The 13,480-nt window shown below is 73.2% G+C and carries 12 protein-coding genes; 5 read left to right on the top strand and 7 right to left on the bottom strand.

Annotation, left to right across the window (positions count from 1 at the left end; translation table 11 throughout):
* The first annotated feature begins 85 nt into the window (after window positions 1-85).
* On the top strand, window positions 86-1,318 hold the full coding sequence (locus ACFWRO_RS00360) for a hypothetical protein (protein ID WP_384502901.1): 1,233 nt from the start codon (window positions 86-88) through the stop codon (window positions 1,316-1,318).
* Window positions 1,319-1,382: 64 nt separating this feature from the next.
* Here ACFWRO_RS00360 and ACFWRO_RS00355 read toward each other — a convergent pair whose 3' ends face one another.
* Window positions 1,383-3,095, bottom strand: coding sequence for a bifunctional 3'-5' exonuclease/DNA polymerase (locus ACFWRO_RS00355; protein ID WP_384502899.1), 1,713 nt, complete (start codon window positions 3,093-3,095; stop codon window positions 1,383-1,385).
* 93 nt (window positions 3,096-3,188) lie between these two features.
* The gene (locus ACFWRO_RS00350; protein WP_384502897.1) at window positions 3,189-4,436 is read right to left on the bottom strand and encodes a LuxR C-terminal-related transcriptional regulator; all 1,248 of its coding nucleotides are present in this window, start codon (window positions 4,434-4,436) and stop codon (window positions 3,189-3,191) included.
* 117 nt (window positions 4,437-4,553) lie between these two features.
* On the opposite strand from ACFWRO_RS00350, the gene ACFWRO_RS00345 reads away from it, so the two are divergent.
* Together ACFWRO_RS00345 and ACFWRO_RS00340 are read left to right on the top strand one after the other, a co-directional pair.
* Window positions 4,554-5,471, top strand: coding sequence for an NADP-dependent oxidoreductase (locus ACFWRO_RS00345; protein ID WP_384502895.1), 918 nt, complete (start codon window positions 4,554-4,556; stop codon window positions 5,469-5,471).
* 29 nt (window positions 5,472-5,500) lie between these two features.
* Window positions 5,501-6,031, top strand: a complete 531-nt coding sequence (locus ACFWRO_RS00340) for a hypothetical protein (RefSeq protein WP_384502894.1) — start codon at window positions 5,501-5,503, stop codon at window positions 6,029-6,031.
* On the opposite strand, the gene ACFWRO_RS00335 is transcribed toward ACFWRO_RS00340, so the two are convergent.
* The 4 genes from ACFWRO_RS00335 to ACFWRO_RS00320 form a co-directional block, all read right to left on the bottom strand.
* On the bottom strand, window positions 6,028-6,990 hold the full coding sequence (locus tag ACFWRO_RS00335; RefSeq protein ID WP_384502892.1) for a hypothetical protein: 963 nt from the start codon (window positions 6,988-6,990) through the stop codon (window positions 6,028-6,030). The two genes, ACFWRO_RS00340 and ACFWRO_RS00335, sit on opposite strands and share 4 nt — an antisense overlap.
* Before the next feature lie 162 nt (window positions 6,991-7,152).
* Window positions 7,153-9,414, bottom strand: coding sequence for an FtsX-like permease family protein (locus ACFWRO_RS00330; RefSeq protein WP_384502891.1), 2,262 nt, complete (start codon window positions 9,412-9,414; stop codon window positions 7,153-7,155).
* Window positions 9,408-10,247: an ABC transporter ATP-binding protein gene (locus ACFWRO_RS00325; RefSeq protein ID WP_384502889.1), complete on the bottom strand. Its 840-nt coding sequence runs from the start codon at window positions 10,245-10,247 to the stop codon at window positions 9,408-9,410. Before ACFWRO_RS00325 ends, ACFWRO_RS00330 begins: the two co-directional genes overlap by 7 nt.
* 88 nt (window positions 10,248-10,335) lie before the next feature.
* Window positions 10,336-11,148 (bottom strand): NAD(P)H-binding protein, encoded by an 813-nt coding sequence (locus ACFWRO_RS00320; protein ID WP_384502887.1) that lies wholly within the window; start codon window positions 11,146-11,148, stop codon window positions 10,336-10,338.
* Between the two features lie 79 nt (window positions 11,149-11,227).
* On the opposite strand from ACFWRO_RS00320, the gene ACFWRO_RS00315 reads away from it, so the two are divergent.
* Together ACFWRO_RS00315 and ACFWRO_RS00310 are read left to right on the top strand one after the other, a co-directional pair.
* Complete coding sequence (locus ACFWRO_RS00315; RefSeq protein WP_384502885.1) at window positions 11,228-11,641, top strand: winged helix-turn-helix transcriptional regulator; 414 nt, start codon at window positions 11,228-11,230, stop codon at window positions 11,639-11,641.
* Window positions 11,620-12,771 (top strand): DUF2786 domain-containing protein, encoded by a 1,152-nt coding sequence (locus tag ACFWRO_RS00310; RefSeq protein WP_384502883.1) that lies wholly within the window; start codon window positions 11,620-11,622, stop codon window positions 12,769-12,771. The genes ACFWRO_RS00315 and ACFWRO_RS00310 overlap by 22 nt, the downstream gene beginning before the upstream one ends.
* A gap of 5 nt (window positions 12,772-12,776) precedes the next feature.
* On the opposite strand, the gene ACFWRO_RS00305 is transcribed toward ACFWRO_RS00310, so the two are convergent.
* A complete protein-coding gene (locus ACFWRO_RS00305; protein WP_384502881.1) occupies window positions 12,777-13,277 on the bottom strand; it encodes a GtrA family protein in 501 nt (166 codons plus the stop codon).
* Window positions 13,278-13,480: the final 203 nt, after the last annotated feature.

Here is a 13,480-nt window from a genome sequence, read left to right as displayed (position 1 = left end):
CGACTGACTGCACTGACCGGCTGACCAGCAATTTCCTCAGCTTCCACTCTTCCTTTCACTCATGGACCGGAGACGGTGATTCGGCATGCCTCTGAACGAGGGACACGACGGTTTCGAGGACGAGCTCGGTGCGGCCCTGCGCCGTACCGGTGACGGCTTCGCCACCGAGGACAGCCGCGGCCTCGTGGCCGGTGGCCTGATCCGTGGCCGGCGACAGGTGAAGCGCCGCCGCGCGGCGGTCGTGACCAGCGGGGTGCTCGCGTTCGCGGCGGTGGGCGTCGGCGGGGTGTACGCCGGTGACCTGCTGGGTTCGGGCGGTTCGGGCAAGGGGGCCGACGGCTCCTCGGTCGCCGCGCCGAAGGGCACGGGCGTCGAAGGAGACCTGGCGGCCGTGCTCAAGGCGAACACCCCGGCCGGCACCTGGACCGTCGAGCACAGCGACTCCATGTCCGTCGCGGCCGTGTACGAGGACGGCAAGGGCCCGGCGGGTGTCACCGTCGGCCTCTACCGGGCGGGCGAGAGCGAGGAGACGGCCGCCGGTCAGGTGACGTGCCCGGACCCGACGTACGTCCCGCACGACGCCTGCACGAGCAGCACGCTGCCGAACGGCGACCGGCTGATGGTCCTCCAGGGGTACGAGTACCCGGACCGGCGCACGGACACGAAGAACTGGCGGGCGGTGCTGCTCACGAAGGACGGCTTCCTGGTCGACGCGAGCGAGTACAACGCGCCGAGCGCCAAGGGCTCCGAGGTCACCCGCGCGGACCCGCCCTTCAGCCCCGCGCAGCTGAGGACACTGGTCACGGCGGAGGGCTGGCGCCCGCTGTTCGAGCAGCTGCCGGCCCCGGAGGGGAAGCCCACCCCGGGCAAGGACACCCCGCCGCCGACGGTGGACGGCGCGGATGTCCAGGCGACCCTGCGCTCGCTGATGCCGAAGGGCCTGACGGTGGTCTCGGGCGGCGGCCAGGAGGACGAGTTCGCGTACGTGGTCGTGAACGACGGCAAGGGCAAGAGCCTCGTCCAGATCAACGTGCAGAACCACATGCAGGACGTCGCCCCGCGCCTCAAGGACGCCGGCACCAGGCTGCCCGACGGCCGGCTGGTCCTGGTGACCGAGGAGCCCGGCGAGAAGGGCGGCGCGGGCGTGATGGCGTGGACGGCCGAGTCCCTGACGCCGTCGGGCTTCCGGGTCGTGATCTCCGCGTTCAACACGGGCGCACAGCACGAGGCCGCGACGCGCGCGAAGCCCGCGCTGACGAAGGAGCAGCTGAAGGAGATCGCGCTGAGCCCGAAGTGGTCGAAGTTCGAGACGGAGTAGCGAGACGGAGTACCGAGACGGAGTACCGAGACGGACGGAGTAGAAGGCAGTGGGGCGGGGGCCCTCACTTCGCGTCGGCGTACCGCTCCACCGTCGCCGTCGTGAACGGGAAGCGCACCGGAGTGTGCCCGAAGGCGATGCGGCCGGCCTCGTCCCCGGCCGCGCGGATCGCCTCGGTCACGGCCTCGGCCTCCTCGGCCGGGCAGTGCACGATCACCTCGTCGTGCTGGAAGAAGACCAGCTCGGCCCGCATCCCGGCGGTGGCGCGCCGCAGCGCGGCGAGCATCAGCAGCGCCCACTCCGCCGCGCTGCCCTGGACGACGAAGTTACGGGTGAACCGGCCGCGCGCCCGGGAGTTGCCGGAGGCGTAGCCGGGCGTGTACTCGCCCTCCCGGGAACCGGATTCGTCGCCCCCGTCCCCACCCCCACCCTCCTGGGGGAGGCCGGCCTCGTCGTCCTCGGCCGCGCCGACGGCGCGGGGGCTGGTGCGGCCGAGCCAGGTCCGGACGAGGAGCCCGTCCTCGCCGGCCTTCGCGGCGTCGTCGACGTAGGCGACGGCGCGCGGGAAGCGGCGGCGGAGCGCCGCGAGGTTCTTCAGGCCGTCGCCGCTGGTCTGCCCGTAGATCGCGCCGAGGAGGGCGAGCTTGGCGTGCTCGCGGTCGCCGGAGAAGCCGCGGTCGGACAGCCGGGTGTAGAGGTCGTCGGGGTGCCCGGCGACCTCCATCAGGCCGGGGTCGCGGGAGATCGCGGCGAGGACCCGGGGCTCCATCTGGTCGGCGTCGGCGACGACGAGCCGCCAGCCCTCGTCGGCGACCACGGCCCGCCGGACGACCTTGGGGATCTGCAGGGCGCCGCCGCCGTTGGTGGTCCAGCGGCCGGTGACCGTGCCCCCGGGCTGGTACTCGGGCCGGAAGCGCCCGTCCCGCACCCAGTCCTGGAGCCAGGACCAGCCGTGGGCGGTCCAGATCCGGTACAGCTTCTTGTAGGCGACGAGGGGGGCCACGGCGGGGTGGTCGATCTCCTCCAGCTCCCAGCGGCGGGTGGACCGCACCCGGATCCCGGCCCGGGCGAAGGCCTTGACGACTTCGGCGGGCAGGTCGGGGCGGACGCGGTGGCCGAAGGCGGCGGAGACCTCGTCGGCGAGCTCGGCGAGGCGCCGGGGCTCGCCCCCGCCCGCGTACCGCTCGCCCAGCAGTTCCTGCAGCAGCTCCCGGTGCACGTCGGCCCGCCAGGGCAGCCCGGACCGATGCATCTCGGCGGCGACGAGCATGCCCGCGGACTCGGCGGCGGTGAGCAGCCGCATCCGCCCCGGGTGCGCGGTCCGGTCGTGGCGGGCGTGCTGCTCGGCGTAGACGGCGAGGAGGTCCTCGAAGGAGACGGCGGTGGCGCTGGGTCTGGCTTCGAAGAGGGAGTCCTGCGAGCCGGGCTCGGCGGCCCGCTGGGGCGGATCGGGCGGTACGGGAGCGTTCCGCAGGCGGGCGAGGGCGGCGGCCGCGGACCGGGGCTCCCCGAGCCGCCCCTCGTGGCCGAGGAGGAGCCCTTCGGCGACCTCGATGTCGTAACACCGCTCGACGCGCACCCCGGCGGCGAGCAGCCGGGGGTGGACCTCGGCGGTGGACCGCCACACCCAGCGGGCGACGCCGGGCCGGGAACGGACGGCCTCGACGAGGTCCGGCTCGCGCAGGACGGGTCCGGCGGGCAGCGCGTCGGTGCCGAGGGGGACGAGCCGCGCTCCGTCCCCCTCGGCCTCGGCGGCCAGCGCCCACCTCTCGCTCATGGGTGCGAGTCTGGCACCCACCACTGACAGTGCCCGGTTACGCCGCTCTGCCCGGTTACGCCGCTCTGCCGGGTTGCACCGCCCTACGGGGGGCTACGCCGCCCGGTGAAACAGCGCGGCGGCCTCGCCCCTGGACCCGACCCCGAGCTTGTTCAGGATGTTGGCGACGTGGAACTTCACGGTGGACTCGCTGATGTGCAGCTCGGCAGCGATCTGCCGGTTGCGGTGGCCGAGGGCGAGATGGGTGAGGACCTCCAGTTCGCGTTCGCCGAGGCCGGTGAGCGGGTCGACGGCGGCGACGGGCGCGTCGGGGGTGGCGAGCGGCAGGGTCGCCGTGAAGGTCGTGCCCCAGCCGGGGACGGCGTCGAACTCGAGGTGCCCGCCGAGCACGTCGAGGCGGTCGGTGATGCTCCCGGCGCCCGCCGGACAGGCGTCCAGGGCGCCGGGCCCGTCGTCCCGCAGGGTGGCCCGCAGCTCGTGCTCGGTGACCTGCCAGCCGACGTGGACCCGGCCGACCGCCTCCTGTTCGAGGACGACGAGCAGCAGCGCGCGCACGATGGCCCGCGCACCGTGGGCGACATCGGCCGGCAGGGCGCGGGAGGTACCGGGGGGCCCGAGTTCGAGCCGTACGGGGCTGTGCCGGAGCATCGTGCGCAGCCCGTCCGCGAGCCGTTCGAACGCTTCGAGGGCCGGCTCCTCGGCGACCGAGCGGTCCCGCTGGGCCTCGTTCCGCATCTGGATCAGGGCGTTGACGGCGAGGTCGGTGGCGGTGACCCGGGCGGACGCGTCGTCGAGGGCGCGGCTGCGGAGCACGGCGAGGATCCCGGAGAGCGCCGAGGAGTGCGCGGTCGTCAGCTCGGCGATGACCCGGGCCCGGGTGTCGGCGGCGGCCCGTGACCGGGCGAGGGCGCCGGGCATGGCTTCGACGGCGAACCGGTCGAAGTGACTGGTGACCAGATCCCAGAGGGTCTGAGCGACGCCGAGGACGTCGTCGGAGACAACCCCGTCCTCGTCCCGTACGAGTACGAGGACGGACCGCCGTGCGGTCGCGTCGCTGGTGACGGCGACGATCTCGCGCTCGGCACCACCGACGACAGCACGCCCCTGCCAGGGCCGGCCGGGGGTGCCGGAGGCGAGCAGCGGGGTGAGTTCGGCGGCGGTCGGCAGACCGTGGCCGGGCTCGCCGACGCTCTTGTACGGGGAGTGGGCGCAGTGGGTGGCGAGTTCGGCGGCGGCGCGGTGGGGGACCAGCGGGCCGAGGGCGGCGGAGAGCCGGGGCAGGATCTGTCCGAGCGGCTGCCGGATGACCTCGTACGCGGTGTTCAGCGTGATCGCGTCCATAGGGGGAGCTTAGGCCTGTCCTTTCGACTAGGCAGCCCTGCCCGAACGACGGGCGGAGAACAGAGCAAGGGAGGACAAGCTGGGCCCATCGACGAACAAGGTTCTACGGAGGCCGAGATGGAAGCGATCGTGTACGAGGAGTTCGGCGGCCCGGAGGTCCTGCGCCACGAGTCGGGCCTTGCGGTGCCCGAGCCGGGGGAGGGCGAGGTCCGCGTGAAGGTGGCGGCGGTGGGCGTCAACCCCGTGGACTACAAGCGCCGTTACGGCTGGGTGGAGGAGTTCTACCCGACGACGTTCCCGGCGATCCCGGGCCTGGAGTTCGCGGGCACGGTGGACGCGCTGGGCCCGGGGGTGACGGGGGTGCGGGTCGGCGACGAGGTCCTGGGCTGGACGAAGACGGGCGCGTACGCCGAGTACGCGTTGTCGGAGCTGTACGTCCCGAAGCCGGCGGAACTCTCCTGGGAGCAGGCCGCGAGCCTCCCCGTTGCGGGCGAGACGGCGGCGCGGGTACTGCGCCTGCTCGACGTGCGGGAGGGCGAGACCCTGCTGTTGCACGGCGCGGCGGGCGCGGTCGGCTCGGCGGCGGTCCAACTGGCGGTCGCGGCGGGCGTGACGGTGATCGGCACGGCGTCGGAGCCGAACCACGCGTACCTGAAGTCCCTGGGCGCGATCCCGGTGACGTACGGCGAGGGCCTCGCGACCCGCGTCCGCTCGGCGGCCCCCGCCGGTATCGACGCGGTCTTCGACGCGGCGGGCCACGACACGCTGCCGGTCTCGATCGACCTGATGGCGGGCGAGAAGACCCGCATCATCACGATCGCGGCCCCGGACGCGGCCGCCCACGGCATCGTCTTCTCGGGCGGGATCGGCGCTCCGGGGCAGGTCCGCGAGGACCTCACGACCCAGGCGAAGCTGGCGGCAACGGGCGCCCTGACGATCCGCCTGGCGGAATCCTTCCCCCTGAAGGAGGCGGCCCGAGCCCAGGAACTGAGCGAATCCGGCCGAGCGCGGGGCAAGTTGATCCTCCTGCCGTAACAACGCCCCGCCGTGGCAGGCTGTGGACCATGGGGTGGACCTACAAACTGCACGGCGGTGCAGCGACGGCACTGGGCGCCTCGCTGCTGCTCCTGACGGGGCTCACGTGGCTGCCGGGGACATTGCCGCTGACGTGGGCGGCGAGATGGCCGATGATCGTGATCGCCGCGCTGCTCTTCCCGATCTTCACAGCCGCTGTGGCACGCGTGATGCTGACCGGCGCGGACCGTCGCACGATGTGGGTGGCCTTCCGATGCCTGCCCCGCCGGGCCCAACTGGGTCTGGCGGCACTGGCCCTGTCGGGTGTGGTGATGCAGCTCCCCGGCGAGGGGGAGGGCAATCTCCAGTCCGCCGAGGCGAAGAACGCCCGCTACTACGCCTTCGACACCACGCCGCACAAGCGCGGCACGGTCGAGATCACCCAGAGCCAGTACCAGGCCGTCCTGGAGGCCGATCAGCGCATGATGTTCGGGATCCCAGGCACCCTCTTCATCGGCGCCGCCTACCTCGCCCTGGGCGCCGGAGAACTGCGCCGGGCGGACCGAGGGGCCAGGCCCTAGTCGGCGGGCTGGCCGGCGAAGAGCTCCTCGGCGTCGGTGGCCGTGATCGCGCGGTCGAGCCAGGTGTCGAGGACGTCGGTGTCCGCGCACGTGGAGATCCGCCGGGCGGCGGCCTCGGGGACGTCGACCCCTCGCGCGGCGAGCACGCGGAGGACGGCGTCGGCCTTGCCTTCGACCTTCCCCTCCGCCTTGCCTTCGACCTTCCCTTCGGCCTTGCCCTTGGCTTTACCTTCCACTTCGCCTTCGGCCTTGCCCTTCAGGAACGTCTCCTCGACGAGAGTCCCTCGGCCGGGGAAGAAGCTGCCCACGCTCATCAATTTCCTCCAGGTCTTGCGGGCCGGGGTGTCGCCCAGGCCGATCTCCAGCAGTTCCGAGTAGTACGCGACGGAGTCGGTGTCGCTGCCGGCCGTGCCCAGGGCGCGTGCCAGTGCCTCCAAGGTCGGGGTCATGTCCCGATCGCGGCGATGAGTCATGGCGGAGAAGGCCGCCGTGGCCAGATTCCGGCTCACCTCGTCCGGGTCGGTGATCACCGGGACGTTGTCCGGCCCGAGAACGAGGGGGCGGGTGGTGAGGGAGTGCCAGTGATCGACGCTGGTGTTGAAGGGGCCGGCGGCCCATCGGGCCGTGCGCCGGTCCGGGCAGACGACGAGAAGGAGCGCCGGCATCTCGTACTTCGCCATGAGGTACGCGAGGTAGTGCGTCCAGCTCAGTGCCTTGTCCGGGTCCCGCCGCCCCTGTAGCTCGATCGCGAGGAGGAATGCCCTCCCCTCGGACGGGGTGACGCGCAGGAGGCTGTCGACCTGGCGCTCCAGTGGCTGTAACGCGGTCATGTCCGGCGTCAGCGCCTCGATCGACGCCTTGGGTGCCAGCCCCACACCGAGGATCTTGAAGACCGGCGTCAGCAGCTCCGGCCGGTCCTGGAAGATCCGATGAGAGGCCTCATGCGATGAAGTGACCATGTGGGGAACGTAGAGGGCGCAGAGTCGTCTGGCATATGCCACTGGCTCGTGACCACCGGAAAGAGTGGTGAGCGCGCCCCGAAGTTGACGCCCGCACCGCCAGGACGGGGCGGTGACCCGGCTCCGACCCTGGTCACCGCCCCGTCCACCCACCTTCGCCGCTCAGCGCGTCGCGCGCCACGCGGGGAGGGCGGAGGCGGCCGCAGCGACCAGGGCGCACGTTCCCGCCGCCCCGCCCACGGTGCTCCATGGCACGGTGAGCGCGACCGGGGCCGAGAGGGCCGTGAGGGCGGCGCCCTGGACGGCCAGGCAGGCCGCCGTCACCGCGAGGCCCAGCGCCGTGCCGATCGCCACCGCGAGCGCGGACTCGCCCGTCACGACCCGCAGGATCTGGGACCGGGTGGCACCGGCCAGGCGGAGTGCGGCGAGCTCTGCGCCCCGTACCGACGTCGCCATCAGGAGCGTGTTGGCGAGGGCGATCACCGTGTAGACGAGGGCGATGCCGAGAACCAGGAGCAGACCGAGCCGGGTCTCCGGACTGGACGCCGGGTACGTGGCGGCCGCCCAGGCGTCCACGCTCCGTACGGTCCCGCCGGCAGCCGCCAGGGCTTCGACGTCCACGCTCCGTACGGTCCCGCCGGCCGCGCCCAGGGCCTCGGAATCCGCGCCCCGTACCGTCCCGCCGGCCGCGGCCAGGGCCCCGGCATCCACGCCGCGCACCGCCCCACACCCGCCCGCCCGGTCCCCCGAGTCCACCCCTCGTACCGTCCCTCCGCCAGCCGTGAGGGACTCCGCGCCCCGCGCGTCGATCCGGTCCACGACCGACCCCGGGGCGTTCGCGCGCGTCACGTAAGGCCCGTTGTCGCCGGTCCCGAGGGCGAGTACCGCCGCCACCCGCAGCCGTACCGGTCCGCTCCCGTCCGCGCGCCACACCTCCACCACCTCACCGACCCTCCGCCGCTCGAACTCCTCGTTCACGACGATCGACCGGTCGTCCAGGTCGGCCACGTCCCCCGCCACCACCGGCAGCCGCGCCAGTTCCGCGAAGGCCGCCGGGTCGGACACCGCCCGTGCCCCGTACTTCACCAGCGCCTCCGTCCCGTCCCGTACGAAGACGGAGGTCGCGCCCGTCGCCGACGTACCCCGCACCGGCCGCAGGTCGTCCCCCGTCACCACCCACTCCGCCCGCGTCTGCTCCCGCGCCTCCGCCGCCTTCGCGCTCGTGACCGTCGTCGAAGCCCCCAGCAGCGAGCCGGCCAGCGCGACCGTCACGAGAACCGGCGCGGCGACCGCGGCGGTACGGCGGACGGCAGCCGCGCTGTTCTCCCGTACGAGCATCCCGATCGCCCCGGGCAGCCGTACCGCCCGCGCCACCGGCCTGACCAGCACCGGGGCGAGCAGGGCCACGCCCGCGATCAGCAGCATCGGCACCGTCGTGTACGTCTTCCGCTTCAGCAGCTCCGACGGGTCGGTGACACACGTCCACACCAGCAGCCCCGCACCCGTCACCAGCAGCCCCGTGCCGAGCAGTGCCCGGCCGAGCGGTAGCACGTCCGCGTCGACGTCCGCCTCCCGCAGCGCGTCCGCGGGACCTACCCTCCCCGCCCGCCGCGAGGCGGCGAAGGCCCCGGTGAGGGCGACGGTCACACCCGTCCAGAAGGCCACGTGGAAGGGCCACGCGGCGCCACCGATCGCGAACCAATCGGGCGCGAGGTCCCCGTCCACCAGCACCCGCGCCAGCCACGGCGCCGCCCACCCGCCCAGCGCGCACCCGGCGGCCGAGGCGAGCACCCCGACCCCGGCGGCCTCCGCGAGCAGCATCCGCCGTACCTGACCGGGCGTCGCGCCCGCCGTCCGCAGCAGCCCGAACTCCCGCCGCCGCAGGGCGACCGCGAACGCGAACGTCGACGCGACGACGAAGACCGACACGAAGGTGGTGACGCCCCCGGCCGTGCCGAGGAGGGCGTTGACGGCGACGAGCGCCTCGGCGTCCCGCTCCGGTTCGGGGTCGGCGAGCCGCCGCTCGTTCCCGGTGAGCACCTGGGCCCGGTCCCCGACGAGCGTACGGACCTCGGCGGCGGGGCCGTGGACGCCGACGGCGTCGGGGCCACCGGCGGTGGTGACGGTCCAGCGGGCCTTCAGTTCGGCAAGCAGTTCGATATCCACAGGCTGTGGACGGTCGAGCTTCCTCGACACGGTGGCGGTACCAGGACCCCGCCGTACCTCGACGCTGACCGCGTCCCGCCCCTTCACGACCACGGGCGCCGCCGCGAACCGCTGCGGTGCGCGTTCGGGCGCGTCGAAGGTGGCGGAGAGGCCGAGGCCCATGGTGGTGAGGAGCCCGACGCCGAGGGCGAGGGCGACGAAACTGCCGAGGAAGGCGGCCCAACGGGCCCGAAGCCCGGAGAGAACGACGGTCAGCACGGAAGAACCTCCACGCCATAACCGACGACCTCGGACCCGGCCACCTCGGACCCGGCCACCCCGGAGTCAGCCGTACCGACCCCGGCCCCACCGCCGCCAGCCGTCTCCAACCCGGCCATCCGCCCCGCGACCCCGTCCACCGTGGGCCCGTGCAGCTCCCCCTCCACCCGCCCGTCGACCAGGAACACCACCCGGTCCGCGCGCGCCGCCGCCACCGGGTCGTGCGTGACCATGACGATCGTCTGGCCGTCCCGGTCCACCAGCTCCCGCAGCATCGTCAGGACCTCGCGGCTGGTGGTCGAGTCCAGGGCCCCGGTCGGCTCGTCGCCGAAGAGCACCGCGGGCCGGGTGATCAACGCCCGGGCGATCGCGACCCGTTGCTGCTGCCCACCGGACAGCTCCCCGGGCCGGTGCCTCTCCCGCCCACCCAGCCCGACCCGCTCCAGCGCCGCCCGCACCTCGCCCCGCGCCACCCGCCGCCCCGCGAGCCGCAGCGGCAGGGCCACGTTCTGGGCGGCCGTCAGGGAGGGCAGCAGGTTGAACGACTGGAAGACGAAGCCGATCCGGTCCCGGCGCAACAGCGTGAGGCGCCGCTCGCTCAGCCCCGCCAACCCGATCCCGCCCACCTCGACCGTCCCGCCCGTGGGCCTGTCGAGGCCCGCCGCGCACTGCAGCAGCGTGGACTTGCCGGAGCCGGAGGGCCCCATGACGGCGGTGAAGGTCCCAGTACGGAAGTCCAGATCGACGCCGTCGAGGGCGCGGACGTCACGGTGGTGGCGGCGAAGCCCGATCAGCCGAACGGCGATGTCGTGGCGAGTTGAGGTTGAGGTCATGCCTCAAGCGAACCCTGGCCTCACCCTCTGATCACGACCACTGAAGGGCGTCTCCAAGGTATGCCTGCCCCTACCTCCGCCGTACGCCCTACCCCCTCCGTACCGCCGCCACGAACACCTCCAGCGCATCCAGCGGCTCCCGACCGAGCAGCCCCCGCAGGTCGCTCTTGACCCCCGTACCGTCCATGAAGCCGTGCGCGATCGCCGAGTACGTCCCCGTCAGCATCGGCACCTGGAAGTCCACGGCCCCGGAGGCCACGATCGCCGTACGCGCCTCGGAGAGCGTCCCGGGTGCGTACGTGGCGCCGAGCGCACGCGCCAGGTCCGCCCCGCCGAGCGGCCGTTCGCCGACGAGCTCGTAGGTACGGCCGGCGTGCGCGGCCGGGTCGGTGGCGACGCGGACCGCGATCTCGGCGAGGTCCTCGCGCGCCACGGCGGCGAGCCGGCCGTCCCCGAGGGGGCCGGTGATGCGGTTGTCGGCGTCGGGCGCCGCGATCCAGGTGAGGAACTCGGCGTACAGCCCGTTGCGCAGCACCGTCCACTCCACGCTCGACCGCTGGAGCCGCCGCTCGGTCCAGCGGTGGGCGAGGGAGTACGTGAGGTGGTCGCCGTCGCCGGAGAGGCTGGTGTAGACGATGTGCCGGACCCCGGCCGCCTCGGCGGCGGATATCGCGGCCTCGTGCCGGCCGATCACGATGTCGTCCTCGCCGTATCCGGCCGAGATCAGCAGCAGGGTGTCCACCCCGGCGAAGGCCTCCGGCAGCGTCGAGGGCGCGTCGAAGTCGACGGGCCGGGTGCCGGGCAGCCCGGCACGGGTGCCGAGGACCACGTCCTCCCGCCCGGCGAGGCGCTCCGCGACGAGCGAGCCGAGCCCGCCGGAGACACCGGTGACGAGCAGCATGATTCCCCCTGGTTTCGTGGTTCTGTCCGTTCAGGACCATCCTGGAGGCGACGCGCGGATCTTGTAAGGAGGCACATTCATGTACGAGGGGCACACCGAGGTAACCGGGTCGGAAGCCACGCTCGAAACCACAGACCCCCTGGTGAGCTGTGCGGAGGAGTGCGGCGTACGGGATGTCCAGGACCGCCTCGGCGACAAGTGGACGGTGCACGTGGTCGTCGAACTGGCGGCGGGCGCACGGCGCTTCAAGGAGCTGCAGCGCCTGGTCACCGGGATCTCGCAGCGGATGCTGACGCTCACGCTGCGCCGCCTGGAGCGGGACGGCCTGGTGACGCGGACGGTGTACCCGACGACGCCGCCGCAGGTGGAGTACGAGCTGACGGCGACCGGGCACAGCATGACGCACCTGATCAAGCAGCTGATCGACTGGTCGCTCGACCACCGCGCGGTGATCGGCCGGGCGCGCGAGGCATGGGACGCGAAGCAGACGTGAGCACGAAGACGACGGTGGACAGGGCCTTGGAGACGGCTCTGTACACGGACGAAGACACGCCCCTGGACTCGGCGGCCTCCATGCTCGCGGCGGACCGCTCGGCGGACGCGGAACTGGCGCGCCGGGGCGAGGAGTTCGTACGCAAGGCATGGGAGCGGGGCTGGCAGCCGGCGGATCTCGTACGACTGGTGAAGCGGGACCTGGCGGAGGAACACGTACGGCTGGCGGGCTCCTTGATCGCGGCGGAGACGGCCGGCTACGCGCACCTGCCGCACCGCTGGGCGTCCCAACTGACGGACCTGGACACAAAGCCCGCCCGTGGCTCGGACCGCTTCTCGTCGGCGACGACGGCCCTTGAGCTGTACCGCCTGCTGGTACGGCTGCCGTCCCTGGAGCCGGTGGGCCCGGTGCCGGGCGACGCGCTTCCGGCGCCGGCGGCGGGGGAGCCGCGGATGCTGACGCGGGTACGGGCGCTGCTGGCGAAGGCGGAGGCGACGGGGTACCCGGAGGAGGCGGAGGCGCTGACCGCCAAGGCCCAGGAACTGATGGCCCGCCACAGCCTGGACGAGGCTGCGCTCGCGTCGCGTACGCCCTCCGGTGATGTGCCGGGGGCGATACGGATCGGGGTGGAGCCGCCGTACGAGCAGGCGAAGGCGATCCTGCTGGACGCGGTGGCGACGGCGAACCACTGCCGGGCGGTGTGGAACGAGCCGTACGGCTTCTCGACGGTGGTCGGCTTCGAGGCTGACCTGGATCCGGTGGAGCTGCTGTACACCTCGCTCCTTGTGCAGGGGACGGCGGCGATGACGCGCGCGGAGGCGGAGCAGCGGGCGGGCGGCCGGAAGCGTACGAAGTCCTTCCGGCAGTCGTTCCTGCTGGCGTACGCGAACCGCCTGGGCGCCCGCCTCGCGTCGACCGCGCGCCGGGTGACGGCGGAGGAGCCGACGCTGCTTCCGGCGCTGCGCAGCCGCGAGGCGGCGGTCACGTCCCACACGGACGAGATGTTCCCGCAGACGCGGACGACCCGGGTCCGGGCGATGTGGGACGAGGCCGGCTGGACCCACGGCACGACGGCGGCGAACGCGGCGGGCCTGGGGCGCCGGGGGCGGGGGGAGGTGGAGGGCGCGTAGGTCTGTCAGGCGGCGCGGCAGAGCGCGGAGGGGTCGACGGTCGCGCCGCTGATGGTGGTGGTCGTCGTCCGGGCGGACCGCTTGCGGGCGAAGACGACGAGCCGCAGCACGACGAACCGCGCGACACCGGCGAGCGCGGAGGCGGACAGGTAGACGACCTGCTGGAGCACGGCACTGGGCGCGGCGACGAGCAGCTGCAGGACGAACATGGCCACGCAGGTCATCGCGTACGCGGCCACCGCGGACCCGGCCGACTGCAGGTGCTGACGCCGGGTCGCCCGTTGGCCGGCACCGAAGGTGAAGCGCGCGTGCAGCTCGGTGGCGAGCAGCGTGGAGACGACGGCGACGAGGGCGTTCGCCAGGGCCCAGGGCACCCAGGAGGCGAGGGCCGCCACACCGAAACTGGAGGCGACCCCGACGCCACCACCACAGAGCACGAACCGCACGAAGGCAACGAAGGCACCGGGCGAGGCGGGCTGCCGCCGACTGCTCTGCGCTTTCTCCATGATCCGACCCCTTAGGTGCCTCAGCGTTGTTTCAACGTGTGGCGCCATAGTGGCACATCGATGGCGCCATGGCGAGCGACTGGCGTGAGCTGATGCGGGGATGGGGCCCCGGAGGGGGGTTTCCGATGGGCGTGACTGGGGGCCCGATAGGCCCTCTGGTCTGCCAAGTTGATGCCCAGGGAGGGTGTGATGCCGTCGGCGTC

The sequence above is a fragment of the Streptomyces sp. NPDC058579 genome, assembly GCF_042718575.1.
GTDB lineage: Bacteria > Actinomycetota > Actinomycetes > Streptomycetales > Streptomycetaceae > Streptomyces.
This window is presented reverse-complemented; position numbering and strand designations above follow the sequence as displayed.

Coding starts and splice junctions, on each gene's coding strand:
- ACFWRO_RS00360 (WP_384502901.1), top strand. CDS start 86: ATGCCTCTGAACGAGGGACACGACGGTTTCGAGGACGAGCTCGGTGCG.
- ACFWRO_RS00355 (WP_384502899.1), bottom strand. CDS start 3,095: ATGAGCGAGAGGTGGGCGCTGGCCGCCGAGGCCGAGGGGGACGGAGCG.
- ACFWRO_RS00350 (WP_384502897.1), bottom strand. CDS start 4,436: ATGGACGCGATCACGCTGAACACCGCGTACGAGGTCATCCGGCAGCCG.
- ACFWRO_RS00345 (WP_384502895.1), top strand. CDS start 4,554: ATGGAAGCGATCGTGTACGAGGAGTTCGGCGGCCCGGAGGTCCTGCGC.
- ACFWRO_RS00340 (WP_384502894.1), top strand. CDS start 5,501: ATGGGGTGGACCTACAAACTGCACGGCGGTGCAGCGACGGCACTGGGC.
- ACFWRO_RS00335 (WP_384502892.1), bottom strand. CDS start 6,990: ATGGTCACTTCATCGCATGAGGCCTCTCATCGGATCTTCCAGGACCGG.
- ACFWRO_RS00325 (WP_384502889.1), bottom strand. CDS start 10,247: ATGACCTCAACCTCAACTCGCCACGACATCGCCGTTCGGCTGATCGGG.
- ACFWRO_RS00320 (WP_384502887.1), bottom strand. CDS start 11,148: ATGCTGCTCGTCACCGGTGTCTCCGGCGGGCTCGGCTCGCTCGTCGCG.
- ACFWRO_RS00315 (WP_384502885.1), top strand. CDS start 11,228: ATGTACGAGGGGCACACCGAGGTAACCGGGTCGGAAGCCACGCTCGAA.
- ACFWRO_RS00310 (WP_384502883.1), top strand. CDS start 11,620: ATGGGACGCGAAGCAGACGTGAGCACGAAGACGACGGTGGACAGGGCC.
- ACFWRO_RS00305 (WP_384502881.1), bottom strand. CDS start 13,277: ATGGAGAAAGCGCAGAGCAGTCGGCGGCAGCCCGCCTCGCCCGGTGCC.